The following is a 26,130-nucleotide window of genomic DNA, read 5'->3' on the forward strand; positions in this document are numbered from 1 at the left end:
AGACAAACCTAAGCGAAAATTAAGCATGCGGCTCCTAACTGGCGGCTCACCGCCAGAAGGGACCCAATCGCGCTATGATCCGTACCGATACCACCTTGATCATCGGGGCCGGAGCGAACCGCGAGATCGAAATGCCCGACGGGCCGGATCTTCTCGCGAAGATTGCGGCCGGGTACGAATTCGAGCGGCTCGATTCAGAGGTCAAATCGCGCGATCTTGTAAGTCTGGCGCATCTGTTCGAACAAATCTCGGAAGAGATCGGTCTGAGCTATGACGAGCTGGTCGCAGGTGCAACGGCAATTCGCGAAGCGACATTGGTGTCCACTTCGATCGACGCGATCCTCGAGCAGTACGGTCATGATCCTGCGGTGCTGGCCGCGGGAAAGATCGCAATCATCTATTACACGTTGCAGGCAGAATCGAAGTCGACGCTTGCCATCGAACCGCGCGCCGCTGATGAATTGCCGCTCCGAGGGACCGAGAACTGGCTGTTCCAGCTGGGACAACTGATCGTCAAAGGCGTTCCGCGCGCAAAGGCGGAAGAGTGTTTCGAGAAGCTGTCGATCGTGTGCTTCAATTACGACCGCGCCATCGAGCATTACCTGCCTTGGGTGGTGCAGCGAGCGTTCGGCATGACTTACGAGGAAGCGTGCGAGCTGGTGGCCGGGCGGCTTCGCATCGTTCATCCCTATGGCGTTGCAGGACGGCTGCCGTGGCAGGGGGAAGAGACTAGCGTAAGCTGGGGCGATGAGCGACCAGAAAACATCGTCAGCCTGTCAAAACGGATATTCACAGCCAGCCAAAGAGCAACCTCGCGCCAGTTCCAGTCTTATCTGCGCGCCGAGATGTCGCGCGGCAAAAGGCTGGGTTTTCTCGGCTTCGGCTTTGACCCGATGAATGTCGCGATGCTGTTTGACGAGCTGGAGCATGACAATCCTGACATGCTGATCAGTCTCGTGGGCATATCTGAAACCCAGCAAAAGGCGATCCTTCGGCTGATTTATCGCCTGACGGGGATCACTGACGAGAGCCGCATTACGCTTGAAAACATGAAAGCCTTCGAGCTTCTGCGCGATTATGGGCGCTTCCTCGAAAGCTAAGCTTTTCCTGCTCAAAGCATAACCGGTCCGCTTGCGAGTAACGCGGTTGCGGCGTTCATCGAACGCAGTCATAGGCACCCTTAACGCGATAGGAGCAAGCATGGCTGACCAAGAATACGACTTCGACCTTTTTACAATCGGCATAGGTTCGGGCGGCACGCGTGCCAGCCGTGTTGCCGCAGCCCATGGCGCGCGCGTTGCAGCAGCAGAGGAGCACCGCGTCGGTGGTACCTGCGTCATTCGCGGATGCGTCCCCAAGAAAATGCTGGTCTACGGCGCGCAGTTTGCTGAAGACCTTGAAGACGCGACGCATTTCGGCTGGACCATCGAAGGCAAGAGCTTCGACTGGATCAAGCTGCGCGACCACGTCATGAAAGACGTCTCACGCATCGAGAGCGTCTACACCGACACGCTCGACAAGCACGACGTCACCATCTTTCATGAGCGCGCGGAAATTACCGGCGATCATGAAATCACGCTCGCAAGCGGCAAGGTGGTTACCGCCAAATACATCCTTATCGCGACTGGCGCGTGGCCGCATGTCCCCGAATTTGAAGGAAGCGAGCACTGCATCACCTCGAATGAGGCATTTCACCTCGACGAAATCCCGCCGCGCATATTGATCGCAGGCGGCGGCTACATCGCGAACGAATTTGCGGGCATCTTTAACGAGTTCGGTTGCAAGGTCGTGGTCGCAAACCGCTCGGACGTGATCTTGCGCCAGTATGATTTCGCCCTGCGCGACCGCCTGATGCAGATTTCGCTGACCAAGGGCATTGAATTCTGTTTCCATGCGGAATTCGAATACGTGAGGAAAAACGAGGATGGCACCTTCGCGGTCAAGATGACCAATCACGAAGAACGCGAGTTCGATCTCGTCATGGCTGCTACTGGACGCGTCCCCAACACAACGGGGCTTGGCCTCGATAATGTCGGTGTCGAACTTGGCGACAGGGGCGAAATCAAGGTCGATGAATTTTCGAAGACCAATGTTGATTACATCTACGCCGTTGGCGACGTTACCGACCGGGTGCAGCTGACCCCGGTGGCGATCCGCGAAGGCCAGGCCTTTGCCGACAGCCTGTTTGGTCCGGGCGAGCCATACAGCGTTGACCACTCATGCATCCCAAGTGCGGTTTTCAGCCATCCGCCGATTTGTTCGGTCGGCCTGAATGAACGCGAAGCGAAGGACCAGTACGGCAAGGTTGCGGTTTACACTTCCGACTTCCGCCCGATGAAGAATGTCGTCGCCCAGCGTAATGAGCGCAGTCTCATCAAGATGATCTGCGATGATGCCAACGGGAAAATTCTCGGCATTCATATGATCGGTCCGGACTCGCCCGAAATCATGCAGGCTGCCGCCGTTGCGGTGAAAGCGGGCATGACCAAAGCCGATTTCGACGCGACGACCGCCATTCATCCGACCGTGGCCGAGGAACTCGTCCTCCTCAGGTGAGGATCACGCGCCGAGCCGCGATGGTGCAAAAAGCGAAGGGTTGAGTCCCTTCGCTTCGAGCTCTTCCGGCCAATCTTCGCGCAGGACCAGCAACTCACCAATGCGTGAAAGCGCGGGCGAGGTCTGGAAACCGGCCCCTCCCTGTCCAGCGCACCAGAAGAAGCCGGGCGCATCTTTCGCGAAGCCGACGACGGGAAGCTCATCGCGAACGAAGCTTCTGAGCCCAGCCCATGAATGCGAGATCCGGCTGACGGTCAGTTTGGTCGATTGCTCTATGCGCTCGGCAATGGTCGCGATGTCGATCTCTTCCGGCGCCGCATCGCATGGCGCGCTGGCACCTTCATCCATGGGCGAGGCGAGCAATTGACCTGTGCCTTCGGGAAGCATGTAAAATCCGTCGCCCACGGTCTTGACAAAGGGCCATTGCGACAGATCGGTGCCGTGAGGGCCGGGGAATGAGATTACGGTTCGGCGGCGCGGTTCGATCCCGATGGGACTTGCACCCGCCATGTTCGCAATCTCGTCCGCCCATGCACCCGCGGCGTTGACGAGAATGCGCGATGTGAAGGTGCTCGCGGCGGTGTCGATCACCCAGTCTTCACCGGATCGCGCAATGGAGTTTACGCTGGCACCCAGGTTCAGCTCTCCGCCCATCGCCCGAATATCTCGAGCGTGCCCCTGAAGTATCGCATCCGCATCCAATTTCAGTGCGCCGCGATCGAGAATGGCGGAGTAACAATAGTCAGGTCCAGTTCTGAGAGCGGGCGCGTATCGAACGGCCTCACCACCTGACATTCGTACATAATCGCATCCGAATGCACGGTGGACATCTTCGAGAGCATCGAGCCTCGGGACCTCGCGTTGTGAGGCGATGTGGAGGGCAGGGTGCACTTCGGCTGGCGCTGCGCGGTCGTCTGCCGGACGGGCCTTGAGGTCATCAAGACTTAGCGCCGTGAGTGTGCGAACAACGCGTTCGCCCAAACCGAAATGCGCGAATGCGACGCTGCGTCCCGAAGCGTGATAGCCGGGCGCGCTCTCCCCCTCGATAACCGCAACGCTGGCCCGATGCGCAAGCCTTGCTGCGAGCGAAAGACCCGCAATGCCGGCCCCGATCACACAGATGTCGAACCTTTTCATAAGGCTGAGCAAAGTTGCGAGTTGAAACGCATGTGACTACCCTTGCGAAAGAACAGAACAGGGAGAGCATTCGCCGTGACTAAGACTGTACTCGTAACCGGGGGAACCGGCTACATCGCAGGCGAATTGATCCGCCAGTTGCTGGCGCGCGACTGGACCGTTCATACGACTGTGCGCAACAAGGCAAGGAGCGAGGCGAAGCTGCGCCAGCGTCTTAGCGATCCGGACGAAACCAGGGTCAAAGTGTTCGAAGCTGAACTTATGTCCGATGACGGCTGGGCAGAGGCGATCGCCGGATGTTCACATGTCGCGCATGTCGCATCGCCAATCGCCGCATCGACCCCGAAGGACGAAAACGAGATGATCGTGCCTGCTCGCGAAGGAACATTGCGCGCCCTTCGCTTTGCCAAGGAAGCGGGGGTCAAGCGCTTCGTCCAGACCAGCTCGATGGCAGCGGTAGCCTATGGCCGCAATGAAAAGGAATACACGGTCAGTGAAGCCGACTGGACCGACATCACGCACCCGGACATTTATCCTTACATCAAATCAAAAACGATCGCGGAACGCGCCGCGCGCGACTGGGTGACGGAGCATGGCGGCGATATGGAGTTCGTCTCGGTCAATCCCTCGATGGTGCTTGGCCCTGTCGATGATCCCGATTTCAGCCCCTCGGTAGAGGCAGTGCGACAATTGCTCTCTGGCGAAGTTCCGATGGCGCCGGACTTGGGCTTTGCCATCGTCGACACCCGCGACACGGCGGAGCTACACGTCAAATGCCTTGAGGAGCCGGGGCTGGGTGGAGAGCGTTTTCTGGCTGCTGGCCGCTTCTACAAATTCATCGATGTCGCGAGAATGCTCAAGGAAGGATTGCCTGCCAAGCACACGAAGAAGGTGCCGACCAAGGTCATGCCCAACTTCCTCGTCCACATTCTGAGCCTGTTCAATGAAGGCGTCCGTTCCATCAAGAGTGAGCTTGGCAAGAGCCGTCACTGCGATGTCAGCCATACGAAGGAACGGCTTCGATGGGAGACGCGGCCAGCCCAAGAAAGCGTGATCGACTGCGCGAAGAGCCTGATTGAGCATGGGGTGGTGAAAGTGTGAACGTTCCGCTTCGTTGCTGAACGATTGACGCTGCCGCGTCGCTGCGGCAACGACCCACCACAAATCCAATAACACACCAGGGACAGGCCTCGAATGTCAGCCAATATCGCCGAAATGGAACGCCGCCGTGAAGCTGCCCGGATGGGCGGCGGGCAAAAGCGGATCGATGCGCAGCACGCCAAGGGTAAGCTCACCGCGCGCGAACGGCTCGACGTGCTGCTCGACGAAAACAGCTTCGAAGAAATCGACACCTATGTCGAACACGATTGCGTCGACTTCGGCATGGAAAGCCAGAAGATTCCGGGCGACGGCGTTGTCACCGGATCGGGCACGATCAACGGGCGGCTGGTTTACGTTTTCAGCCAGGATTTCACGGTCTTCGGCGGATCGCTGTCGAAACGCCATGCGGAGAAAATCTGCAAGGTGATGGACACCGCGATGAAGGTCGGCGCACCGGTCATCGGCCTCAACGATTCCGGCGGCGCGCGCATTCAGGAAGGCGTGGCGTCGCTGGGCGGTTATGCCGAGGTTTTCCAGCGCAATGTCCTCGCATCGGGCGTCATTCCGCAGATCAGCCTTATTATGGGGCCTTGTGCGGGCGGAGCGGTTTACAGCCCCGCGATGACCGACTTCATCTTCATGGTGAAGGACAGCTCCTACATGTTCGTCACCGGCCCCGAAGTGGTAAAGACCGTCACCAATGAAGAGGTGACGCAAGAGGAATTGGGCGGCGCGATCACTCACACCACCAAGACGAGCGTTGCCGACATAGCGTATGAAAACGACATTGAGACGCTGCTCGCGACGCGCGATTTCTTCAACTACCTGCCGCTGTCGAACCGCGAGGAAGTGCCCGAGCTTCCTACGAACGATCCGTGGGACCGCGAGGAGCCGAGCCTCGACACGATCATCCCCGACAACGCCAACCAGCCCTATGATATGCACGAGGTGATCCGGAAAACGCTGGACGAGGGCGATTTCTTCGAGATCCAGCCAGCGCACGCCGCGAATATCATCTGCGGCTTTGGCCGGGTCGAGGGGCGCACGGTCGGCGTGGTCGCGAACCAGCCGATGGTGCTCGCGGGCGTGCTCGATATTGCTTCTTCCAAGAAGGCCGCGCGCTTTGTGCGCTTCTGCGATGCGTTCGAGATTCCGATTGTGACCTTCGTCGACGTCCCCGGCTTCCTGCCCGGCACCGCGCAGGAGCTGGGCGGCATCATCAAGCACGGCGCAAAACTGCTCTTCGCCTATGCCGAGGCGACCGTGCCCAAGATCACCGTCATCACCCGCAAGGCCTATGGCGGCGCCTACGACGTGATGGCGTCAAAGCACCTTCGCGGCGATTTGAACTACGCTTGGCCCACGGCTGAGATCGCGGTGATGGGCGCGAAGGGCGCGGTGGAAATCATCTTCCGCCAGGACCGTGACGATCCGGAAAAGATCGCCGAGAAAACAGCGGAATATGAGGAGCGGTTCGCGAACCCGTTCGTGGCGGCGAGCCGTGGCTATATTGACGAGGTGATCCACCCGCATGCGACCCGGCGTAGGGTCGCGCTGGGGCTAAGGAAGCTGCGGACGAAGCAGCTTGAGAATCCTTGGAAGAAGCATGACAATATTCCGTTGTGACCATGGAATTGGTCTTTATCCTTCTTCCAGCGCTCGCGGGATTCCTTGGGCTTTGGCAGTGCTTCAGAGGCTGGCAGACTGGAAAAATGTTCGCTTTCGATCCGGGCGGATCGGCGACAGGCTTGTCGCGTCGAGATGGGGTCGTTTTTGTATTTGGCTGGTGGATTACGCTGATAGTCAGCCTCGCCGCATTGGCTTTCGCATTTGCAGCGACCTTGCAGCAGGTTGGTGAGGGCGAAGCGTGCGAAGCGAACTGTAGCGAGGCCGAGACTTAATCGATCTGAGCCGCACGGAACGAAGTGTTCACCTCGGCGAAGGCCGGAGTCCAAACATTGATGTCGCAGGCTGGATTCCAGCCGTCGCATGAATTACGAGATAAAGCATGAAACTAGGCCGCCTCAACCATATCGGCATCGCCACCCCCTCCATCACCGACTCCATCGCGCATTACCGCGATACGCTCGGCGCGACGCATATTCACGAGCCCTTCGACCTGCCCGAGCAGGGCGTAAAGGTCTGCTTCGTCGACACGCCCACCGACAGCGGGATGAACGGCACGCAGCTCGAGCTCATCGAACCACTCGGACCCGACAGCGCGATCAACAACTTCCTCGCCAAGAACCCGCTGGGCGGGCAGCATCATGTCTGTTTCGAAGTGCCCGATATCGAGGAAGCGCGCGCCGAATTCGAGTGCTTGGGCAAACGCATCCTCGGCCCCACGCGCATCGGGGCGCATGGCACTCCGATCTTCTTCCTGCATCCCAAGGATATGCAGGGCATGCTCACCGAGATCATGGAAACACCCAAGGAAGGCGCGCACTGGTCTAACTGATGTGACCTGACGCGCGATTGCCTAAGCGCGTCGTAGCGGACTTGTCTCAAGCGCTACGTTTGGGCAAAGCGTTGCCAATCGAAACGCAAACCAATGCGCTTGGGAGAGAGACAAGTGACCTATGAAACCATCCGCGTCGAAGCTGACGGCCCGCTAACCACGATCACGCTCAACCGTCCTGAACGCCTCAACGCCATGCCGCCGCAGATGGCGGACGAGATCACGCAGGTGTTCTATGACTTGGGTGACGCGCGCTGCGTGCTGATCACGGGCGAGGGGAAAGGTTTCTGCTCTGGCGCGGACCTGTCGGCCCGGTCGAGCGATTCCAAGGGCGGTAGCCACGAGGCGCTGCTTCATCATTACAACCCTGCGATCAACCAGCTGCTGCGCGCCGATGTTCCCGTGATCTGCGCGGTCAACGGACCGGCGGCTGGCGTCGGGTGCTCGCTCGCACTCGCAGCGGACTTCACGATTGCGAGCAAGAGTGCCTATTTCCTTCAGGCTTTCGTCAATATCGGCCTTGTGCCCGATGGGGGCTCAACCTGGATGCTCGCCCGCGCCATTGGCCGCGCGCGCGCGACCCGGATGATGATGCTGGGCGAAAAGATCAGCGGGGGCGAGGCAGAGGAATGGGGCCTCATCTACAAATGCGTTGATGACGAACTGCTGATGGACGAAGCGCGCGCGCTCGCCGATAAGCTCGCCAATGGCCCGACCGTTTCCTATCGCCAGATCAAGCGTAACATCATGACCGCGCTCGATGGCGGGGTGAACGATGTGCTCCTCGCCGAAGCGGAAGCGCAGCGCATCGCCGGGGCCTCCGACGATGCGAGGGAAGGCGGCATGGCGTTCCTTGAAAAGCGCAAGGCTGTTTTCAAAGGCGCCTGAGCTTTCCTTCTGACCGCTTTTCCTTTCCTGTCGCTCTCATCACACCAGCTTTCGTTGGCGTGTTGTTTGTGCTTAGAGATCACGCATGACTGACACGAACGACTTGCCGCCGACCCCCGCCGACTGGAAGGCTCTCGCTGACAAAGAAAGCAAGGGCCGTGACCTCACCTGGCAAACGCCAGAAGGCTTCGAGATCAAGCCGCTTTACACCGCTGAAGACCATGTGGACTTCGATCCTGGCCTGCCCGGCTTTGCTCCGTTCACGCGCGGAGTAAAGGCAAGCATGTATGCGGGTCGCCCGTGGACGATCCGGCAATATGCGGGCTTTTCGACTGCCGAGGAATCGAACGCATTCTACCGCCGCAACCTTGCCATGGGGCAGAAAGGGCTGAGCGTTGCCTTCGATCTCGCCACGCACCGTGGCTATGACAGCGACCATCCGCGCGTTGTCGGCGATGTCGGAAAGGCCGGCGTTGCGATTGACACGGTCGCGGACATGGAAATCCTGTTCGATCAGATTCCGCTCGACACCATGAGCGTGTCGATGACCATGAATGGCGCGGTGATCCCGGTGCTCGCGTTCTACATCGTCTCGGCAGAGCGTTCCGGCGTCTCTCAGGACAAGCTTTCGGGGACCATCCAGAACGACATCCTCAAGGAGTTCATGGTCCGCAACACATATATCTATCCGCCCGAACCGAGCATGCGGATTGTTTCTGACATCATCGCATATACCTCGGCCAACATGCCGAAATTCAACAGCATTTCAATCTCGGGCTATCACATGCACGAGGCCGGAGCGACGGCGGTTCAGGAGCTTGCCTTCACGATTGCTGATGGCAAGGAATATGCCGTGCGCGCGATGGAAACGGGGCTCGATATTGATGCCTTCGCCGGGCGCCTATCTTTCTTCTTCGGCATCGGAATGAACTTCTTCATGGAGATCGCCAAGCTGCGCGCTGCGCGTACGCTCTGGTACCGCGTGATGGACGGGCTTGGCGCAAAGAGCGAGCGTTCCAAGATGCTCCGCACGCACTGCCAGACGAGCGGTGTATCGCTGCAGGAGCAGGACCCCTACAACAACGTGATCCGCACCACGATCGAAGCAATGGCAGCAACTTTGGGCGGCACGCAGAGCCTGCACACCAACGCTCTCGATGAAGCCATCGCGCTCCCCACCGACTTCTCCGCGCGCATTGCGCGCAACACGCAGCTGGTGCTCCAGGAGGAAAGCGGGATTACCAATGTCGTCGATCCGCTGGGCGGCTCGCATTACATCGAGGCGTTGACCGCGACGCTGGTCGAGGAAGCGGAGAAGCTGATCGCCGTGGTCGATGAGGCAGGCGGGATGACCGCTTATGTTGCGACCGGTGCTCCCAAGGCGGCTATCGAACGCGCCGCCGCGGAAAAGCAGACCATGGTCGATCAGGGCCAAACCGTAATCGTCGGCGTCAACAAGTATCGTAAGGACGAAGAAGACCCGATTGACACGCTCGACATCGACAACGCGAAGGTGCGCAAGAGCCAGATTGCGCGGATCGAGAAAGTGCGCGCTGGCCGCGATGAGGCAGCTTGTCAGGCCGCGCTCACAGCGCTGACCGAGGCGGCTCAGACTGATCCGGTCGCAGCACGTGCAGCGCTGGGTGACGGGCGTGACGAGCGGGGCATTCCGCTGCCTCCCTCCAGGATCGCCGAAATGGAAGCCAAGGGCGAAGTGAACTTGCTCGCCAAGGCTGTCGAGGCCGCGCGCGCCGATGCCACTTTGGGCGAAATTTCAATGGCGATGGAAAAGGCTTTCGGCCGCCACGATGCGACGCCAAAGCCGGTCAGCGGCGTTTACAAGAGCGCCTACGAATTCGACCGCCGTTGGGCGCAGGTGACCGATGGTGTCGATGCGGTTGAGCGCAGGCTGGGCCGCAAGCCGAAAATAATGGTCGCGAAGATGGGTCAGGACGGCCACGATCGCGGCGCGAATGTGATCGCCAGCGCGTTCACCGACATGGGTTTCGAGGTGATCTCCGGCCCGCTGTTCCAGACACCTGAAGAAACGCGCGACATGGCGCTTGCAGCCAATGTCGACGTGATCGGAGCGTCGAGCCTTGCCGCAGGACACAAGACGCTGATCCCAGAGCTGATCCGCTTGCTAAGGGATGCCGGACGCGGCGACATCAAGGTCACCGCCGGCGGCGTAATCCCGCCGCAAGATTACGACTTCCTGCGCGAGGCGGGGGTGCAAGGCATCTACGGTCCCGGCTCAAACGTGGTCGAATGTGCGGCGGACATTCTCACACTGCTCGGCCACAACATGCCGCCACTTGGCGAAGGGCTTGATGAGGCGGCGGAGTGAGACTTTCGCGTTTTGCGGCATTCGCCGCGCTGGTACTCGCTGGTCCGCTCATCGCCGAGGAGCCATCGCCCATCTCGCTGGGCGAAGCTCATGTCGTTACCACTCACGATTCTGAACGCCGCATCAACGTGCTGCTGCCGCTCGACTACGAAGAGAGCGACAACGCATATCCGCTAGTGTTCGTTCTGGACGGGGGCGAGGCTCAGGATATCTATCTTGCGCACGGAATTCACACCTGGAACCAGCTTTGGGGACGCAGCCAGCCGGCCATCATCATCGGGGTTGAGACTGTGGACCGCCAGCGCGAATTGCTACCGCCCAGCGCTTCGCCTCAGGAGCGGGAGCGTTATCCGACCGCAGGCGAGGCTGACGCTTTTCGTCAATGGCTGATCGACGATGTCATGCCCATGGTTCGTGCTCGCTACCGCGAAAACGGTACCGCGATCCTTGTTGGCGAAAGCGCTGCAGGACATTTTGTTGCCGAAACATGGATGACGCGTCCTGAAGCATTCGACGCATACGCGGCGCTTTCACCGAGCTTGCAGTGGGACAATCAAAGCCTCTCGCGTAAGCTTTCCGGTGAGCCTCCTATTATGCGCCCTCCGCTTTTCCTTTCGCTCGCCGATGAAGGCGGCGCGACAGAAGAAGGCGCACTGCGGTTCGTGAACGCTGCGGGCGATGCTGTTTGCTTCGCCGACCGCCGGAGCAGCCACGTGCGCCACGCCAATACGATGCATCAGCTGCTGGCCGATGCGCTGCAATTCCTGTTACCGACCGATGCCGACTGGCTCGAGGAATATGGCTTCGTTGTCGAATGCAGCGAAGTGGGAGAAACTAAATGACCACTATCCGCACCGACTGGACCCGCGACGAGATCGCGGACCTGTTCGATCTGCCTTTCACTGAGCTGCTCTTCCGCGCGGCAAGTGTTCATCGCGAGAACCATCCGCCTGAGCAGATCCAGCTCTGCACGCTGCTCTCGATCAAGACCGGCGGGTGCCCGGAGGATTGCGGCTATTGCTCGCAATCGGTGAAGGCGGACAGCGGGGTCGAAGCGACCAAGCTCATGGACGTGCAGGCAGTGCTTCAGCGCGCAGCACAGGCCAAGGATGCTGGGTCCCAGCGCTTCTGCATGGGCGCGGCGTGGCGCAAGCCCAAGGATCGCGACATGCCTGCGATCGTCGAAATCGTTAAAGGCGTGCGCGACATGGGGCTGGAGACCTGCATGACGCTGGGCATGCTGAAGCCCCATCAGGCCGAAATGCTCGCCGAGGCGGGGCTCGATTATTACAACCACAATATCGACAGCAGCCCGGAATATTACGAGCGGGTCATCTCGACACGCGATTTTCAGTGCCGCCTCGACACGCTCGACCACGTGCGCAGCGCAGGGATAAACGTTTGCAGCGGAGGAATTGTGGGCATGGGTGAGGCGCGCGATGACCGCGTCGGTTTCATCCACACTCTTGCCACTCTGCCCGCGCATCCCGAAAGCGTACCCGTCAACGCGCTGGTGCCGGTAAAGGGCACGGTGCTAGGCGATATGCTTGCCGACACGCCGCTCGCCAAGATCGACGATATCGAATTCGTCCGTACGGTCGCTGTCGCGCGCATAACCATGCCCATGAGCATGGTCCGCCTCTCTGCAGGCCGCGAGAGCATGAGTGAGGCGACGCAGGCGCTTTGCTTCCTTGCCGGCGCGAACTCGATCTTCACCGGCGACAAACTGCTAACTGCACCCAATGCGGGCGATGACAGCGATGGCGCACTGTTTGCAAAACTCGGCCTTACGGCGCTTCAGGGTGAGGAGCCCGCACGCGGCTGCAAGGTGAGCGAACCGGCATAGGGACATGTCGCTGGGCTTCTCGGTCGATTCGCTTCTTCCGCGAGCGCGGGGGGGAGGGCAGTTGCGCATGGGGCTGGTCCGCCTGACCGAAGAGCAATGGCTTCAATCGGACCCTGATCTGGGGTCGAGGCGCATCGCCTTTGCCGAATGGCCTGAAGGGGTGCAACTGACGCCGGAGGCCGAAGAGCCAGGGAGCGAGTTGGCCGCGATGCTGGGCGTCGACGGCGGGCTTGCTGGGGCAGCGCTCGGCTCGCATGAGGACATGTGCCTCCTCACCAAGCGTGAAAAGGACGACCAGTATCGCCTGATCGGGGCGGCCGTGGCGTGGCCCTCCGACTGGCGCCCTGCGGACAAGATCGGTCTACCCTTGCGTGCGCTTCATGCGCCTATCGCGGGGTATGAAGAGCAACTGGCAACCGGCGTCGATCGGTTCATGGAAACGTTGAAGCCGGGCACCATCTATGGAAGGTGCAACTGGTTCATTGCCGCAACCGGTGATCGCCGCTGGCTCGAACAGCGTCCTGCGGTGGAGGCTTTCGCAGATGTAACGCCTGCCAATGCGGGTGAGACCTTGTTCGTCCGATCCGAACGCCAGACGTTGCGAAGGCTGCCGGAAACCGGAGCGATTCTGTTTACCATCGGTATTTATGTCGAACCGCTCGCGGCGCTTTCTCCCGATAACATCTCGAGACTGGCCGAGGCGGCGAAAAGCCTCGTCGCGGGTGAAGGCGACAGGCGCGGCGCTCCCGCCTATGCCGATGCTCTGGTCCGATACGCCGATCGGCTCCCGCATACTGGCGCGACGATACCGAGCTTACCCACATAAGGCAGGTTGATACGGGCCTTTTGGGGCGGCATAGGCTTTGCAACGCTTTACCGCCCACGGAGGCCTCCTTTGTTTTCGAAAATCCTGATTGCCAATCGCGGTGAGATCGCCTGCCGCGTCATTCAGACCGCTCGCAAGATGGGAATCGCGACTGTCGCGGTGTACTCCGACGCTGATCGCAACGCGCCCTTTGTGCGCATGGCGGACGAAGCGGTCCACATTGGACCGTCGCCTGCGGCTGAAAGCTATCTGCTTCCTGAAAAGATCATCGCGGCGTGCAAGGAAACAGGCGCCGAGGCGGTGCATCCAGGTTATGGCTTCCTGTCGGAACGGGCGAGCTTTGTAGAAGCTCTCGAAGCGGAAAACATCGCGTTCATCGGTCCGCCTCCCGGCGCAATCGCGGCCATGGGCGACAAGATCGAATCCAAGAAGCTTGCTGAAAAAGCGGGCGTGAATGTCGTGCCCGGCCATATCGGCGAAATCCGCGATACCGAGCACGCTGTCGAGATTGCGAACGAGATCACCTACCCGGTGATGATGAAGGCTTCGGCTGGCGGCGGGGGCAAGGGCATGCGTCTCGCCTGGTCTGAGAAAGACGTGCGCGAAGGGTTCGAGGCGACGAAGCGCGAAGGATTGAATTCCTTTGGCGACGATCGCGTCTTCATCGAGAAATTCATCGAAAACCCGCGCCACATCGAAATTCAGATCCTCGGCGATAAGCACGGGAACATCCTCTACCTCAATGAGCGGGAATGCTCGATCCAGCGGCGCCACCAGAAGGTGGTCGAAGAAGCGCCGTCACCTTTCGTCACGGACAAGATGCGCAAGGCGATGGGCGAGCAGTGCGTCGCGCTTGCGCGAGCGGTTGATTACCACTCCGCCGGGACGGTAGAGCTGATTGTCAGCGGCGCAGATAAGACCGGTGAGAGCTTTTACTTCCTTGAGATGAACACGCGCCTGCAAGTCGAGCATCCCGTGACCGAAGCCATCACCGGGGTCGATCTTGTCGAGCAGATGATCCGCGTGGCGGCCGGCGAAAAGCTTGAACTCACTCAGGACGACATCGGCATCGATGGCTGGTCTATAGAAAACCGCGTCTATGCCGAAGACCCGTATCGCGGGTTCCTCCCTTCGACGGGGCGCCTCGTTGAATACTCGCCTCCCGTACCGGGATGGACAGATGATGGTGAGGTCGCTGGCAAACCACGCCGCGGCGTTGCGCGCGGTGATGGCAGCGTACGTGTCGACGATGGCGTCTTCGAAGGCGGCGAAGTCTCGATGTTCTACGATCCGATGATCGCCAAGCTTATCACCTGGGCACCCACGCGCGAACAAGCCGCTGACCTTCAGATCGAAGCGCTCGACCGGTTCCGCATTGTCGGGCTCGGCCACAACGTCGATTTTCTGTCGGCAATCATGCAGCATCCGCGCTTCCGATCAGGCGATCTGACGACCGGTTTCATCGCCGAAGAATATCCCGAAGGTTTCGAAGGCGCGCCTGCCAGCGAAGAATGGCTGCGCCAGCTGGCCGGCTTGTTTGCGGGGGCCGAATTCACGCAGCAGGTGCGCGCGCGGCGCATCTCTGGCCAGCTTAACGGGACCGACAATCCCCCGTCTCACTGGACGGTGAAGATTGATGGTCAGTCATTCGACGTAATGCTCGAAGAAGGCGGTGGCACGGTCGATGGCCAGCGTTTCAACGGCACGTGGGATTGGGAAGTCGGTGAGACATTTGCCCATGTCACCGGTGACAACGAAATGGTCGTGCAGATCGATCGGATCGGTGTGCGCTGGCGGATGACAACGCGCGGAGCTTCGCACGAAGCCCTCGTACTGCCAGCACGACTCGCCGAGCATGAAAGCCGGATGATCGAGAAGCAGCCGCCTGATCTTTCAAAGATGCTGATCTGCCCGATGCCAGGCATGTTGATGAAGCTTCATGTCAGCGAGGGCGAAGAAGTCCAGCCCGGTCAGCCGCTTGCTACGGTTGAGGCGATGAAGATGGAAAACATCCTTCGGGCTGAGAAAGAGGGCGTGATCGCGAAGATCAACGCTGCTGAAGGCGAAAGCCTGGCGGTGGATGCGGTGATTCTCGAACTGGAATGAGTCGCGCACCCATTCTGGTCGGCTCACAATCTTAGAAGTGTCGGCAACTTTATACTTTCGAGGCAATCTATTCGTTCGGATTTTTTGTATCGATCCGACGAATATCATGTTTTGACGGGTTATTATCCTTAACAAGCTGGCGCGAAGCGTGCTCTTCAAGGACGATCTGTCCTGTCGACTTTGCAATTCGAGTCGACCTTGATCCGGAATTTCGAACCTTGAAGGGAATTGTTGTGGCACAAAAAGGCACTGGCTACTTCGACCGCAAGGGCCATTTCTTCAAATCGGCGCGTGAAGCGACCGAGAGCGATCTTGCAGCGATGCTTGGTCAGATTGGCGAAGGTGAGAGCCTTGCACCCGGCATCGCACACACGATTCTAGAGAATCGCGCTCAGATCGAACGTCTGTTCGCCGAGCACGACGTGATGATCGAAGGCGACACCGCAGCGGTGGTGCGCGTCGCACCGAAGGTCACGAAGTTGCCCGAACGCACGGCCAGCTAGGTCATGTCGCGATCCGGTTGAGAAGTAGCGCGGCTAGTTGGTGCGCAGGGCCCGAACTCGTGTCTACCACTTCATCGTAGTCGATGCCGTCGTGCAGATGGCTTGATTGTTCTTTTCCGAGCCCGATCAAGCGATCGCCGCGGGCTTTCTCACGCGCCGCGACGACGTCCAAGGGGGCGTGGACCTGCACGACTGTGAGATTGTGATCGGTCAAGCCCTCTCGGTATTCGCGGACCTCTCTCGCATGGCATACCTCATCGACGACCACGTCGAGTCCCTTGTCCGCAGCGTTGTAGACGAACTGGCGCATGACGCTCAGCAATGCTTCGCCGCGCGGGCCGTTGACGATGTGCGGTAGAATCGAGGACCCGCCTGAGATTTTCTGGACTTCAAACCATTCCGACCTGAACTCATGGCCATTCGGGAGAAACGAAATGAACGCGTCCATTTCTATATGGAGGAAAGTCCGATCCGCTTTCTCCTGAATGGCACGCGCCAGTGATGACTTGCCGGCGCTGCTGACGCCATTGAGGATAATTACGCGGGCCATCAGTCCTCGATAATTGCGACGGCGCGGATCCAGCCTGCACTTGCTCGCTCGATCTTCACCGGAAAACAGCTCAAGGTGAAGCCGTGCGGGGGCAGGCTTTCGAGGTTGGTCAGCTTCTCTATCTGATAGTAGGGGCGGATGCGACCCGCTTTGTGGCCTTCCCAGATGATGGATGGGTCGCGCTTTTCGGCCCAGCGGCGCGCCGTGTGGCTGAGTGGGGCATCCCAGCTCCATGCGTCGGTTCCGACGACTTCCACCCCGCGCTCGGTCAGCCAGAGGGTCGCCTCGGCACCGAGCCCCACGCCCTGATCGGTGAAGTTGTCGGTTCTGTATACAGCGCCTGACTGGATGAGCACGATATCGAGTGGCTGAAGCTCGTATTCGATCCGGGCGAAGGCCTGCTCCACCTCGGCAGCGCTCACCACATGGCCGTGCGGAAAGTGCGAGAAATCGAGCTTCACGCCCGGGCGCAGAAACCGGTCGAGCGGCGCTTCGTCGATGCTAGGCGCGGGCGTAGCCCCGGCATCCGTCGTCGAATGATAATGCCACGGCGCGTCCATATGAGTGCCGTTGTGAGTTGACAGCTCGAGCATTTCAACAGCCCAACCTTCGCCATCGGGCAGGTCGCTTTTCTCGAGGCCTGGGAAGAACATCGCGATCTGTTCCCAGGTGTCCTCGTGCGTCATGTAGGTCACTTTGGGCCGCATGACCTCCGGGTCGGAAATCACGTCGTTGGTGATCGGGATGGAAAGGTCGACAAAGCGCCTCATGCTGGCACCTTCAGCTGTTCATCGAGAAACGCCGCGACGTCGGCGAGATCCACATCGCGCGCCATGTATGCGTCGCCAAGCCCCTTAAGCAGAAGGAAAGGCAGCGTCCCTGCGGCTTCCATCTTCTTGTCATGCCGCATGTGATCAACGAGCGTCGCCCCATCGCTTTGTATGTCCAGCTGCGCGATTTGCGACGGGAGCCCTGTCGCCGCAATGGCGGCTGCTGCTCGATCAGCGTCATCCGGCGACAATTGCCCGCGACGCGCCGAGTATCGCGCTGCGAGAACCATGCCGAGTGCGACCGCTTCACCGTGCAATAACCGGTCGGAGAAACCGGTTTCCGCCTCCAGCGCGTGACCGAATGTGTGGCCGAGATTGAGCAAGGCGCGCCTGCCCGACGTTTCGCGCTCGTCCTCTGCCACGATGCGAGCCTTGGCCTCGATACTCGTCGCAACCGCGCGGGCCAACGCATCAGGGCTGCGCGCGAGCACATCGGGGCCATTCGTCTCCAGCCACGCGAAGAATTCCGCGTCACCCAAAAGCCCGTATTTGAGGACTTCTGCATATCCGGCTCGCATCTCACGATCGGGGAGCGTGTCCAATGCTTGCGTATCTGCGAGCACGAGTGAGGGCTGGTGAAATGCGCCGATCAGGTTTTTACCGGAACGGGTGTTGATTGCGGTTTTTCCGCCAACCGAGCTGTCTACCTGTGAGAGGAGGGTCGTGGGCAGCTGCACGAACCCGCACCCCCGTTTGAGGATCGCGCAGGCGAAGCCAACAAGGTCCCCCACAACTCCGCCACCGAGAGCAAAGACATGGTCAGAGCGTGTTATCCCGAGGTCAAGCAGCCAGTCGGTCAGCCGCTCAAGGCTCTCCCAGCTCTTCGAACTTTCGCCTGGCTCGACGTCGTACCAGGAAATCTCGTGGCCCTCACTGGCGAGTGAAGTTGCGAGGCGTTCGCCATGAAACTTGCGCGCGTTGACGTCGGCGACAATCGGAACAGGGCGACCGGCGAAAGGTTCGATGAATTCGCGAGCCTGAACGACTGTATCGTCAAGCAGCCCGCGCCCCACCAGCACGTTGTAAGAGCGACCGCCAAGCTCAACACGGATTGCGGTGGGTTGTGTCAGAGCCATTCGTCTATTGCCTCGATGATAGCGCTAGCGGTGTCTTTGTGAGGACCGTCCTCACTAAGCACACGAACCTGCGCCTGTCTGTAGAATGGCTCGCGCTTGGAAAACAGATCGCTGAGAATCCTTTTGGGGTCGCCTTGCCGCAACAGAGGGCGTGTGTTCCGCCGCGACGTGCGCTCGACAAGAGTATCGATATCGCAGTCGATCCAGACCGCAATCGCCTGCTCCAGAATGAGCGCGCGCGTTTCGGGATCGACAAACGCGCCGCCGCCAGTTGCAATGACGCCGTGGTTCTCTTCGATGAGGCGTGCAATGACGCGGCGCTCGCCATCGCGGAAATAGGCTTCACCGAATTCATCGAAAATTTCCGGGATAGATCGCTGCGCCGCCTCTTCGATGGCGTCGTCGGCATCGACGAAATCGCGTCTGAGCATCGTGGACAAACGCCTGCCTACGGTGGATTTCCCGGCACCCATCAAACCAACCAGCACGATTGGCTTGTCGATCGCGCCAGCGATCCGAGCGATGTCGCTCTTGGTGAGGGCTGTCTCGGCAGTCATTGCGAGCAGGCCTATACTTGGGGTAGAGCGCACGCAACATGTCTGAATCTTCGAGCAAAGTGATGGGCAGAGCCAATCAACCGGTCCATTCGTCGCATTTCCCGCCTTCGGGTCGACCATCTGGTCGATCGCGCCGTGTGCCGATTTACGCGGTGATCGGCGTTCTGGTTCTGCTTGGCGTCGCTTATGTCGATGGCGGTGAGGAGCCGATTCATCCTATAAGCCAGCCGATTGCCTCGCCTTTGGCACCCGCACAGGATGGCGCACAGTGAGCTTCTCAAAGCAAATCAGGGCAGGTGGCTGGGCTGCCGCGCTGGCGCTGACCGGCGCGACCGGGGGCGTAATGGCAATCACGATGGCTGGCGCTCAGGAAGCCCCTGAGTCGCTGCTGCCGCCGGGTTTCGACGATCCGGCTCCGACGCCGACTCCATCGGCGCAGCCAAGCGCATTACCCACCGCAGCGCCAGCACCTGCCGCCCCGGCTGCCCCTGGAACTGCGCCGGTTCCCGGTGTGGCGCCGCCGCCCGTTCCCGGTGACCTGCCATTCGTGCCGCAGCTTTCCGAAGGCGAGCTAGCTGGCGTGCCGACACTTGAGGAGCTCGAAGACCTCTCGACCGATCAGCTTGACGATCTGCTCGGGCTCAAGCCGCAATTCGATATCCCACCTGCCGCGCGCCGCGCGCTCAGTCAGGTGGGAGTGCTGGCGCCAGCGGAAGGCGGTTTTCCGGTCGGCTCGTTCGCGCGTCAGCCCGAAAGTCTAGTCAAAGCGGTGCTTGCAGGCACGAAGGGGCCGCTGGTTTCACGCTGGGGTCATATCCTGATGAGGCGGGCCCTTGCGAGCCGACTTGCCGCCCCTGACGGCATGGACCCGGTGGAGTTCGCAGCTTTGCGCGCCGGCGTCCTCAATCGCATGGGTGAGTTTGCCATCGCACGGGCGATCGCGCAGGACGTCGATACCGGCAACTGGGACACTGCGATGACCTCGCAGGCTCTCACGGCCTATATCGCGACCAGTGATATCGTCGGCGCGTGTCCGGCTGTTCGTTTGCAAGGGTCGGTTCGCGAAGACCCCCAGTGGGTCATGCTTCAGGCGATCTGCAACGCCTATGCTGGCGAGGGCGCGCTTGCCGCGTCGCAGCTCAACAGCGCACAATCGCGCGAAATCGCGCCCGAAATCGACCTTTTGCTGGCTCAGCGATTTGCTGGTGCTGCGGGCAGAGGGCGCGGCGGCACGACCGTTTCCTGGGACGGTGTCGAGGACCTTACCCCCTGGCGCTTCGCCCTCGCGAATGCGGTGGGCGAAGACATTCCTCAAGCGATCATCGACAACGCTTTCTCGGGTGATGGCGCTGGCTACTATCAGCTCGCGTCCGCCTCCGCGCCTATGCTGCCGCTGGCTGAGCGCGCCCTATATGCGGAGCAAGCCGCGAGCAGGGGTGTGCTTTCTTCCAGCGCGATGGTCGATCTTTACGCTCAGATCTATTCGATCGAGGGGATCGGCGGAGATGCGGCAGGCCGTGCGGCCAGATTGCGCGACGCCTATGTCGCCTCAGATCCGGCCAATCGGATCAACGCAATGCGAGGTCTTTGGGGCGAAGGCGAACCCGGTTTTGCGGGCATGATCGCCACGGCTTACGCTGCTGCACGCATACCCCCGGTGCAGCAAAGCGCGTACGCGGCAGACGATCTGATCGCCTCAATGTTGACGGCCGGTCTCGACCGCGACGCGGCAGCATGGAGCGGGTTGGTCGAAGAAGGCTCCCTTGCATGGGCACTGATCGCGCTTTCTGACCCGGACGCCGAAGTTGCGTCCAGGCAAGGTATCGAGAGCTTTCTGTCCGCTGACGAGAGCGCGGGCGCACGCAAGTCCGCTTTCCTTGTCGCCGGCCTTGGCGGACTTGGTCGACTGCCGGGGCAAGGCATTGCGGGTTGGGGAGATGAGGTCGATGTCGACTTCGCTCGCCAGAATCGCTGGAGCCAGGTGATCTCGCGTGCCGCGCAGGTCGAGAATGCCGCCTTGGTCGCTTTGCTCGCAGGTCTCGGAATGCAGGGTGAAAGTTGGGCGCAGATGACGCCGCTGCACCTTTATCACATCATCTCTGCGCTCACCCGCGTCGGGCTTGAGGCAGAAGCCAGAATGATCGCCGCAGAGGCGGTCGCCCGGGGCTGAGGCCGGACGCTGTGTCAGCAGCGACCCGCGCTTTTCTCGACATGCTTGCCGCCGAGCGAGGGGCCGCAGTGAACACACTTGCAGCCTATCGACGCGACCTTGACGGAGCAGAAGAGGCACTGGGAGACCTTGAGAAGGCACCGCGCGCAGCGGTGGCGAAGCTCGCCGGACAATGGGCTGCGCTTGCGCCAGCGACGGTCGCGCGCAAGGCATCGGCCCTTCGCCAGTTTTTCGGATTTGCAATGGATGAGGGCTGGCGTGAGGACGATCCCTCGGGCGCGCTTCCCAGCCCCAGAGCGCGTCGACCATTGCCTAAGGTGCTGAGTCATGAGGCGGTGGAGACCTTGCTTCAGCGCGCCGAACTTGAAGCGGGTTCAGGCAAGCCCATAGCGATCCGGCAGCTGGCTTTGCTTGAGATGCTTTACGGATCAGGCCTGAGGGCGACCGAACTCGTAAGCCTCCCGCTCGTCTCGGTCCCGCGCGATGCGCCACTCATTACCGTGAGGGGGAAGGGCGGACAGGCGCGAATGGTACCGGTCAGCGAACGCGCGAAAGAGGCGCTCGCGACATGGGTCAATGTGCGGCCAAATGATCCGCCAAGCGGTTTCCTGTTTCCGTCGCGCGGGGGAAAACACCTGTCGCGCGTGCGGTTGTTCCAGATTCTGAAAGAGCTCGCAGCGCGCGCCGGGCTCGATCCGGCAGGGATCAGCCCCCACGTCTTGCGCCATGCTTTTGCTACTCATCTGCTGGAGGGCGGAGCTGACCTTCGCGTGCTTCAAACGCTGCTCGGCCATGCCGATATTGCGACCACGCAGATATACACTCACGTCGATGCGGCGAGGCTTGTCGAACTTGTAAATTCGCGGCACCCTCTTGCCCGCCCGACCAGTACGGACTAGCGCCCACCATAATGGCAAACAGTACGATTTCTTATCTCGAGTTCGAAAAGCCGGTCGCAAGCCTTGAGCAGCGCATCAGTGAGATGCGCAGCCTCGACGTGAACCACGAGGTGGACGTCGCGTCTGAGATCGAGCGGCTCGAAGAAAAGGCCAATGACCTTTTGGCCAGCACCTATGCTTCGCTAACCCCGTGGCAGAAAACCCAGGTCGCAAGGCATCCGCAGCGGCCGCATTTCCGCGACTATGTCGAACATGCCTTCAGCGACTTCATGCCGCTTGGGGGGGATCGCTACTATGGCGAAGACGAAGCGATCCTGGGCGGCTTCGCGACCCTGAACGGTCGCCGGGTGATGCTGATCGGGCATGAAAAGGGCAACGACACGCAAAGCCGCATTCGTCACAATTTCGGCATGGGCAAACCGGAGGGCTATCGCAAGGCGATCCGCCTGATGGAGCTGGCCGGGCGATTTGGACTGCCTGTAGTCACGCTGGTGGATACCTCGGGCGCCTTTCCGGGGATCGAGGCGGAGGAGCGCGGCCAGGCAGAAGCGATCGCGCGCTCGACAGAAGCGTGCCTTGCCTTGCCCGTACCCATGGTTTCGGTCGTGGTGGGTGAAGGCGGATCGGGCGGCGCTGTTGCGCTTGCGAGTGCCGAGCGCGTGTTGATGCTTGAACATGCCGTATATTCCGTAATTTCGCCCGAAGGCTGTGCCTCGATCCTCTGGCGTACCGCTGAAAAAGCGTCAGAGGCGGCGCAGGCGATGAAGATCACCGCACAGCATCTCAAACGTCTCGGCGTCATCGATCGGATCGTGAAAGAACCGGTGGGCGGGGCGCACCGCGATCCAGTCGCTACGGCCGAGGCGCTGGGCAAGGCAATCAGTGAGGAGCTTGAGACGCTATCGAAGAAAGATAGCGCGGCTCTGATCCAGATGCGCGAAGAACGGTTTCTCCAGCTCGGCGGATAGCTTCGGTCCTCTTGGAACCAACTGGCCGACCTGCGTATTATATTCGGTACGTATCGTGAATTCGGCGAGTGGTCGCCAAGGAGCCATAGCTATGAAAACCGCCAAGTTTTTGCCGCGCGCGGCATTTGCCTCAACCCTCGCTCTGGCATTGACCGGATGCATGGGCGGGGGATCGATCCCCTCGGCATCGACACCGATCACCACCAGCGAAGCGCAGCAGGGCGCACAGTATCACCCGCAATTGCTCTCGCAGTTCGGCGGAGCGATGGGTGGCTCGCAAGCCGCTTATGTGGAGCAGGTCGGCAAGAATATCGCGGTTCAATCAGGGCTGGGTAACGCACGCGAAAGCTTTACCGTCAGCCTGCTGAATTCGCCGGTCAACAATGCTTTTGCCGTTCCCGGCGGCTACATCTACACGACCCGTCAGCTCGTCACCCTGATGAACAACGAGGCTGAACTGGCTGGCGTGCTCGGACACGAGGTCGGACACGTCGCAGCCCGCCATTCCCAGCGGCGTCAGCAAGCCGCGCAGCGCAACTCATTGCTTGGTGGCCTTGGCGCAATCCTCTCGGGCGTTTTGCTCGGAGACAGCGCGATTGGCGACACGCTGTCACGGACCTTCCTTCAAGGTTCTCAATTGCTGACCCTCAGCTTCTCACGCTCGCAAGAGATCGAGGCGGACGATCTGGGCATTCAGTACCTCACGCGCGCCGGGTATGATCCCAACGCCATGTCGACCGTTCTGGCCAGCCTCGCTGCACAGAACACGCTCGATGCAAGACTGCGCGGACAGAACAATGCAAGTGTGCCTGAGTGGGCTTCGACCCACCCTGATCCGGCAAGCCGTGTTCGGCGCGCTGCCAGCGCTGCCCAAGGCCTTCCGGGTTCTGTCACCAATCGCGACACCTTCCTGACCCGCATCGACGGCCTGCTTTACGGCGACGATCCCGAACAAGGGGTGATCGAAGGTAGCCGGTTCATCCATCCCGATCTGAGGCTTTCCTTCACCGCGCCGCAGGGGTTTTACATGGTGAACTCAACGCGGGCAGTCAGCATCAACGGGCAGAGTGGACAGGCGCAGCTTACGCTCGCTCCTTATTCGGGCGACCTCAACACCTATATTCGCCAGCAATTCTCGGCACTTGGCGGACAGAACAACAACCTTGCGCCGCAGGATATTCAGCGCACGACGGTCAACGGCATTCCCGCTGCATATGGCACCGCGCGGGTCAACAACGGCAACAGCCAGGTCGATGTCGTCGTGTTCGCATATGAGTTTGCGCCCGATCGCGCCTATCATTTCGCGGCGATCACGCCTGCTGGGCGTTCCAGCACCTTCACGTCGATGTATCAATCGATGCGGCGGATAAGCCAGTCGGAAGCGGCTCAGGTTATCCCGCGTCGAATCGATGTGGTTACGGTCCAGCGCGGCGACACCGTCGCCTCGCTCGCGCGCCGCATGGCTTATGATAATGGGCAGGTCGAACGGTTCAGGGTGCTCAATGCACTGGGTTCGAACGACGCGCTCGTCGCCGGGCAAAAGGTGAAGCTGGTGGTGCGAGGACGCTGAGGACAACCAGGATTACTTTGCAGCATCCTGGATGACAGGCACAAAAAAAGCGGCGGGGAAAACCCCGCCGCTTTCTTGTTTTGTAAGTCTTGCGACTTAGCCAGCCATATCCGACTCGACCTGCGAGAAGGTGTCTGCCAGCGTGTTACCGAGGGTGCCCATTGCAGCAACGGCAGCAACTGCGATCAGAGCAGCGATGAGGCCGTATTCAATTGCGGTTGCGCCCTGTTCGTCGCGAGCAAGCTTGTTAAAGAACTTCATGTGTAGTCTCCTGGTTTGGTCTTCGGTACCCGTTGTTCGCCTGGTTTCCCGGGCGGACATTCGAGGATTAGATGCGAGGCATTGAGAAAATCCTAATTTCGGACCCCTCAAAATTTTTACCCACCCATTCGTTCCTCAGCCGTGTCGCTGACATCGCTCCACATATTGATCGTCTCATTGGCGACGCCATTGAGAGCAGCAATCATGGCAACCACGATCAGCGATACGATCAGTCCGTATTCAACGGCGGTGGCACCCGAATTGTCGTTCCCGATGTGCTTGAGGAATGTCGTCAATTTCATGAGATCACCCACCCATACGTTTCTGATGCGCTCAAAATCGGCTTGAGGGGTTAAGAAATGATTGAAGCGAACCGGGCAGGTGGAAAAAAATCCGACATGAGCGCGCGCGTTATCTGGGTTGTCGCTGGAGCGCTCATGCGCCCCGATGGCACGTGGCTTATGCATCGACGCCCTTACGAAAAGCACCATGGCGGCCTATGGGAATTTCCCGGGGGGAAGGTAGAAGGTTCTGAAATACCAGTACAATCTATCATTCGCGAACTGAAGGAAGAGCTTGGCATCGATGTCAGCGAAAACGCGTGCGAGGCCGTAACTTTCGCTGAGGCAACCGAGGCGAGCGCTCCAGATCCCATTGTAATACTGCTTTACAAAATCGCGTCCTGGGAGGGCGATCCCAAAGCGTTGGAAGGCGGAGCGGTCGATTGGTTCGATCGTGATGAGATTGCCCAACTCGACAAGCCGCCTCTCGATCGTCTGCTTTTCGAACGACTCTTCGGCGACTGAGTGCGTCGATCCGCATTTGCATGAAACTAAGTGTTGCCAAGCCGCGCTGACCCCCTTATGTGCCGCCCCTCACCGCGCGCCAGTAGCTCAGCTGGATAGAGTACCTGACTACGAATCAGGCGGTCGGAGGTTCGAATCCTTCCTGGCGCGCCAAGAAAGGGACTGGCCCAATCGGGTCGGTCCCTTTTTTGGTTTTGGCTGAACTTGGCCGTAGCCCTTCAGGCCTCAATCCTCCGGCATATCCTCAAGCGCATGCATATCGTCGTCTGAAAAGCCGAAGTGGTGCCCGGCTTCGTGAATGACGACGTGCCGCACCAGTTCCGCAAAGCCGACACCCGTTTCGCGCATCTCTCGAAGGAGCGGTTGGCGAAACAGGCTGATTACCGGAGGCATTTCCGACGGCGACCACTGGCTCTGTTCGGTTAGCGGCGTTCCTTCATACAGACCGCTGAGGTGCCACCGATCCTCTAGATCGACCGATGCCAGCTGTTCGGCGTCGGCGAACTCTTTTACCTGAAGCACCACGCCTGTCAGTTGCTCGCGAAATTCGACAGGCAAGGTCGCGACAACTTCGCGAGCGGCGATTTCGAAGTCAGCAGCGGTGGGTTCGGACCAGCTCATGGATATGATGTGGTGCGTGATGTCGATGAGGCAAGATTTCGGAACAAAGGCCCG

General features: G+C 60.1%; 27 protein-coding genes, 1 tRNA gene and 1 pseudogene. 21 read left to right on the forward strand and 8 right to left on the reverse strand.

The window, feature by feature from the left end:
• Positions 1-74: 74 nt before the first annotated feature.
• Together CD351_RS08730 and gorA are read left to right on the forward strand one after the other, a co-directional pair.
• Positions 75-1,100, forward strand: coding sequence for a hypothetical protein (locus tag CD351_RS08730; protein WP_111992296.1), 1,026 nt, complete (start codon positions 75-77; stop codon positions 1,098-1,100).
• A gap of 100 nt (positions 1,101-1,200) precedes the next feature.
• Positions 1,201-2,556: a glutathione-disulfide reductase gene (gorA, locus tag CD351_RS08735; RefSeq protein ID WP_111992297.1), complete on the forward strand. Its 1,356-nt coding sequence runs from the start codon at positions 1,201-1,203 to the stop codon at positions 2,554-2,556.
• A 3-nt stretch (positions 2,557-2,559) separates the two neighbouring features.
• Here the strand turns inward: gorA and CD351_RS08740 are convergent, their stop codons facing one another.
• A complete protein-coding gene (locus CD351_RS08740) occupies positions 2,560-3,693 on the reverse strand; it encodes an FAD-binding oxidoreductase (protein WP_111992298.1) in 1,134 nt (377 codons plus the stop codon).
• 75 nt (positions 3,694-3,768) lie between these two features.
• Between CD351_RS08740 and CD351_RS08745 the strand changes: the two genes are divergently transcribed.
• From CD351_RS08745 to CD351_RS08795, 12 genes and pseudogenes are all read left to right on the forward strand, one after another.
• Positions 3,769-4,794, forward strand: a complete 1,026-nt coding sequence (locus CD351_RS08745) for an NAD-dependent epimerase/dehydratase family protein (protein WP_111992299.1) — start codon at positions 3,769-3,771, stop codon at positions 4,792-4,794.
• Between the two features lie 93 nt (positions 4,795-4,887).
• Positions 4,888-6,420 (forward strand): acyl-CoA carboxylase subunit beta, encoded by a 1,533-nt coding sequence (locus CD351_RS08750; RefSeq protein WP_111992300.1) that lies wholly within the window; start codon positions 4,888-4,890, stop codon positions 6,418-6,420.
• A gap of 382 nt (positions 6,421-6,802) precedes the next feature.
• Positions 6,803-7,252 carry a methylmalonyl-CoA epimerase gene (gene mce, locus CD351_RS08760; RefSeq protein ID WP_111992302.1) on the forward strand — a complete coding sequence of 150 codons (450 nt, stop codon included), beginning with the start codon at positions 6,803-6,805 and terminating at the stop codon, positions 7,250-7,252.
• A 114-nt stretch (positions 7,253-7,366) separates the two neighbouring features.
• Positions 7,367-8,140: an enoyl-CoA hydratase-related protein gene (locus CD351_RS08765; RefSeq protein WP_174214260.1), complete on the forward strand. Its 774-nt coding sequence runs from the start codon at positions 7,367-7,369 to the stop codon at positions 8,138-8,140.
• Between the two features lie 85 nt (positions 8,141-8,225).
• Positions 8,226-10,487: a methylmalonyl-CoA mutase gene (scpA, locus tag CD351_RS08770; protein ID WP_111992304.1), complete on the forward strand. Its 2,262-nt coding sequence runs from the start codon at positions 8,226-8,228 to the stop codon at positions 10,485-10,487.
• On the forward strand, positions 10,484-11,329 hold the full coding sequence (locus tag CD351_RS08775) for an alpha/beta hydrolase (protein ID WP_111992305.1): 846 nt from the start codon (positions 10,484-10,486) through the stop codon (positions 11,327-11,329). The genes scpA and CD351_RS08775 overlap by 4 nt, the downstream gene beginning before the upstream one ends.
• Positions 11,326-12,333 (forward strand): biotin synthase BioB, encoded by a 1,008-nt coding sequence (gene bioB / locus CD351_RS08780; protein WP_111992306.1) that lies wholly within the window; start codon positions 11,326-11,328, stop codon positions 12,331-12,333. The genes CD351_RS08775 and bioB overlap by 4 nt, the downstream gene beginning before the upstream one ends.
• A gap of 4 nt (positions 12,334-12,337) precedes the next feature.
• Positions 12,338-13,159: a DUF3445 domain-containing protein gene (locus tag CD351_RS08785; protein WP_111992307.1), complete on the forward strand. Its 822-nt coding sequence runs from the start codon at positions 12,338-12,340 to the stop codon at positions 13,157-13,159.
• Positions 13,160-13,228: 69 nt separating this feature from the next.
• Positions 13,229-14,566 (forward strand): annotated as a pseudogene (locus tag CD351_RS08790) (acetyl/propionyl/methylcrotonyl-CoA carboxylase subunit alpha); the annotation flags it as partial.
• A complete protein-coding gene (locus tag CD351_RS16100) occupies positions 14,535-14,609 on the forward strand; it encodes a hypothetical protein (protein ID WP_369880812.1) in 75 nt (24 codons plus the stop codon). The pseudogene CD351_RS08790 and the gene CD351_RS16100, both read left to right, overlap by 32 nt.
• Positions 14,576-15,265, forward strand: a complete 690-nt coding sequence (locus CD351_RS16105) for a biotin/lipoyl-containing protein (RefSeq protein ID WP_369880813.1) — start codon at positions 14,576-14,578, stop codon at positions 15,263-15,265. The genes CD351_RS16100 and CD351_RS16105 overlap by 34 nt, the downstream gene beginning before the upstream one ends.
• A gap of 233 nt (positions 15,266-15,498) precedes the next feature.
• A complete protein-coding gene (locus tag CD351_RS08795; protein WP_111992309.1) occupies positions 15,499-15,768 on the forward strand; it encodes a hypothetical protein in 270 nt (89 codons plus the stop codon).
• Between the two features lies 1 nt (position 15,769).
• Here CD351_RS08795 and CD351_RS08800 read toward each other — a convergent pair whose 3' ends face one another.
• The 4 genes from CD351_RS08800 to CD351_RS08815 are packed head-to-tail and all read right to left on the reverse strand — an operon-like array spanning position 15,770 to position 18,781.
• Positions 15,770-16,318, reverse strand: a complete 549-nt coding sequence (locus CD351_RS08800) for a chloramphenicol phosphotransferase (RefSeq protein ID WP_111992310.1) — start codon at positions 16,316-16,318, stop codon at positions 15,770-15,772.
• Complete coding sequence (locus CD351_RS08805) at positions 16,318-17,088, reverse strand: cyclase family protein (protein WP_111992311.1); 771 nt, start codon at positions 17,086-17,088, stop codon at positions 16,318-16,320. Before CD351_RS08805 ends, CD351_RS08800 begins: the two co-directional genes overlap by 1 nt.
• On the reverse strand, positions 17,085-18,224 hold the full coding sequence (gene aroB / locus CD351_RS08810; RefSeq protein ID WP_111992312.1) for a 3-dehydroquinate synthase: 1,140 nt from the start codon (positions 18,222-18,224) through the stop codon (positions 17,085-17,087). Before aroB ends, CD351_RS08805 begins: the two co-directional genes overlap by 4 nt.
• A complete protein-coding gene (locus tag CD351_RS08815) occupies positions 18,215-18,781 on the reverse strand; it encodes a shikimate kinase (RefSeq protein ID WP_111992313.1) in 567 nt (188 codons plus the stop codon). The genes aroB and CD351_RS08815 overlap by 10 nt, the downstream gene beginning before the upstream one ends.
• A gap of 38 nt (positions 18,782-18,819) precedes the next feature.
• Between CD351_RS08815 and CD351_RS15705 the strand changes: the two genes are divergently transcribed.
• From CD351_RS15705 to CD351_RS08835, 5 genes are all read left to right on the forward strand, one after another.
• The gene (locus tag CD351_RS15705) at positions 18,820-19,053 is read left to right on the forward strand and encodes a hypothetical protein (protein ID WP_162627669.1); all 234 of its coding nucleotides are present in this window, start codon (positions 18,820-18,822) and stop codon (positions 19,051-19,053) included.
• Entirely contained in the window at positions 19,050-20,951 is a 1,902-nt protein-coding gene (locus CD351_RS08820; RefSeq protein ID WP_111992314.1) for a hypothetical protein, read from the forward strand. The genes CD351_RS15705 and CD351_RS08820 overlap by 4 nt, the downstream gene beginning before the upstream one ends.
• Before the next feature lie 11 nt (positions 20,952-20,962).
• Positions 20,963-21,850, forward strand: coding sequence for a tyrosine recombinase (locus tag CD351_RS08825; RefSeq protein ID WP_111992315.1), 888 nt, complete (start codon positions 20,963-20,965; stop codon positions 21,848-21,850).
• 11 nt (positions 21,851-21,861) lie between these two features.
• Positions 21,862-22,818 carry an acetyl-CoA carboxylase carboxyltransferase subunit alpha gene (locus CD351_RS08830; RefSeq protein WP_111992316.1) on the forward strand — a complete coding sequence of 319 codons (957 nt, stop codon included), beginning with the start codon at positions 21,862-21,864 and terminating at the stop codon, positions 22,816-22,818.
• Between the two features lie 91 nt (positions 22,819-22,909).
• Positions 22,910-24,388 (forward strand): M48 family metalloprotease, encoded by a 1,479-nt coding sequence (locus CD351_RS08835; RefSeq protein WP_111992317.1) that lies wholly within the window; start codon positions 22,910-22,912, stop codon positions 24,386-24,388.
• Between the two features lie 96 nt (positions 24,389-24,484).
• Here the strand turns inward: CD351_RS08835 and CD351_RS08840 are convergent, their stop codons facing one another.
• Positions 24,485-24,649, reverse strand: coding sequence for a Flp family type IVb pilin (locus tag CD351_RS08840; RefSeq protein ID WP_007163963.1), 165 nt, complete (start codon positions 24,647-24,649; stop codon positions 24,485-24,487).
• A gap of 116 nt (positions 24,650-24,765) precedes the next feature.
• Positions 24,766-24,951 carry a Flp family type IVb pilin gene (locus CD351_RS08845; protein ID WP_111992318.1) on the reverse strand — a complete coding sequence of 62 codons (186 nt, stop codon included), beginning with the start codon at positions 24,949-24,951 and terminating at the stop codon, positions 24,766-24,768.
• A 96-nt stretch (positions 24,952-25,047) separates the two neighbouring features.
• On the opposite strand from CD351_RS08845, the gene CD351_RS08850 reads away from it, so the two are divergent.
• Positions 25,048-25,455, forward strand: coding sequence for a (deoxy)nucleoside triphosphate pyrophosphohydrolase (locus CD351_RS08850; RefSeq protein WP_111993676.1), 408 nt, complete (start codon positions 25,048-25,050; stop codon positions 25,453-25,455).
• Positions 25,456-25,531: 76 nt separating this feature from the next.
• A tRNA-Arg gene (locus tag CD351_RS08855) sits at positions 25,532-25,608 on the forward strand.
• A 72-nt stretch (positions 25,609-25,680) separates the two neighbouring features.
• Here the strand turns inward: CD351_RS08855 and CD351_RS08860 are convergent.
• Positions 25,681-26,076, reverse strand: coding sequence for a metallopeptidase family protein (locus CD351_RS08860; protein WP_111992319.1), 396 nt, complete (start codon positions 26,074-26,076; stop codon positions 25,681-25,683).
• Positions 26,077-26,130 lie beyond the last annotated feature (54 nt).

Origin of the sequence: Erythrobacter sp. KY5 (assembly GCF_003264115.1) — a bacterium.
In the GTDB taxonomy this organism is placed as follows: Bacteria; Pseudomonadota; Alphaproteobacteria; order Sphingomonadales; family Sphingomonadaceae; genus Erythrobacter.

What these genes read in the sequence shown, in the direction of transcription:
- CD351_RS08730 (WP_111992296.1), top strand. Translation starts at nt 75, where the DNA reads ATGATCCGTACCGATACCACCTTGATCATCGGGGCCGGAGCGAACCGC.
- gorA (WP_111992297.1), top strand. Translation starts at nt 1,201, where the DNA reads ATGGCTGACCAAGAATACGACTTCGACCTTTTTACAATCGGCATAGGT.
- CD351_RS08740 (WP_111992298.1), bottom strand. Translation starts at nt 3,693, where the DNA reads ATGAAAAGGTTCGACATCTGTGTGATCGGGGCCGGCATTGCGGGTCTT.
- CD351_RS08750 (WP_111992300.1), top strand. Translation starts at nt 4,888, where the DNA reads ATGTCAGCCAATATCGCCGAAATGGAACGCCGCCGTGAAGCTGCCCGG.
- mce (WP_111992302.1), top strand. Translation starts at nt 6,803, where the DNA reads ATGAAACTAGGCCGCCTCAACCATATCGGCATCGCCACCCCCTCCATC.
- scpA (WP_111992304.1), top strand. Translation starts at nt 8,226, where the DNA reads ATGACTGACACGAACGACTTGCCGCCGACCCCCGCCGACTGGAAGGCT.
- bioB (WP_111992306.1), top strand. Translation starts at nt 11,326, where the DNA reads ATGACCACTATCCGCACCGACTGGACCCGCGACGAGATCGCGGACCTG.
- CD351_RS08785 (WP_111992307.1), top strand. Translation starts at nt 12,338, where the DNA reads ATGTCGCTGGGCTTCTCGGTCGATTCGCTTCTTCCGCGAGCGCGGGGG.
- CD351_RS16105 (WP_369880813.1), top strand. Translation starts at nt 14,576, where the DNA reads ATGCAGCATCCGCGCTTCCGATCAGGCGATCTGACGACCGGTTTCATC.
- CD351_RS08800 (WP_111992310.1), bottom strand. Translation starts at nt 16,318, where the DNA reads ATGGCCCGCGTAATTATCCTCAATGGCGTCAGCAGCGCCGGCAAGTCA.
- CD351_RS08805 (WP_111992311.1), bottom strand. Translation starts at nt 17,088, where the DNA reads ATGAGGCGCTTTGTCGACCTTTCCATCCCGATCACCAACGACGTGATT.
- aroB (WP_111992312.1), bottom strand. Translation starts at nt 18,224, where the DNA reads ATGGCTCTGACACAACCCACCGCAATCCGTGTTGAGCTTGGCGGTCGC.
- CD351_RS08815 (WP_111992313.1), bottom strand. Translation starts at nt 18,781, where the DNA reads ATGACTGCCGAGACAGCCCTCACCAAGAGCGACATCGCTCGGATCGCT.
- CD351_RS15705 (WP_162627669.1), top strand. Translation starts at nt 18,820, where the DNA reads ATGTCTGAATCTTCGAGCAAAGTGATGGGCAGAGCCAATCAACCGGTC.
- CD351_RS08830 (WP_111992316.1), top strand. Translation starts at nt 21,862, where the DNA reads ATGGCAAACAGTACGATTTCTTATCTCGAGTTCGAAAAGCCGGTCGCA.
- CD351_RS08835 (WP_111992317.1), top strand. Translation starts at nt 22,910, where the DNA reads ATGAAAACCGCCAAGTTTTTGCCGCGCGCGGCATTTGCCTCAACCCTC.
- CD351_RS08840 (WP_007163963.1), bottom strand. Translation starts at nt 24,649, where the DNA reads ATGAAGTTCTTTAACAAGCTTGCTCGCGACGAACAGGGCGCAACCGCA.
- CD351_RS08845 (WP_111992318.1), bottom strand. Translation starts at nt 24,951, where the DNA reads ATGAAATTGACGACATTCCTCAAGCACATCGGGAACGACAATTCGGGT.
- CD351_RS08850 (WP_111993676.1), top strand. Translation starts at nt 25,048, where the DNA reads ATGAGCGCGCGCGTTATCTGGGTTGTCGCTGGAGCGCTCATGCGCCCC.
- CD351_RS08860 (WP_111992319.1), bottom strand. Translation starts at nt 26,076, where the DNA reads ATGAGCTGGTCCGAACCCACCGCTGCTGACTTCGAAATCGCCGCTCGC.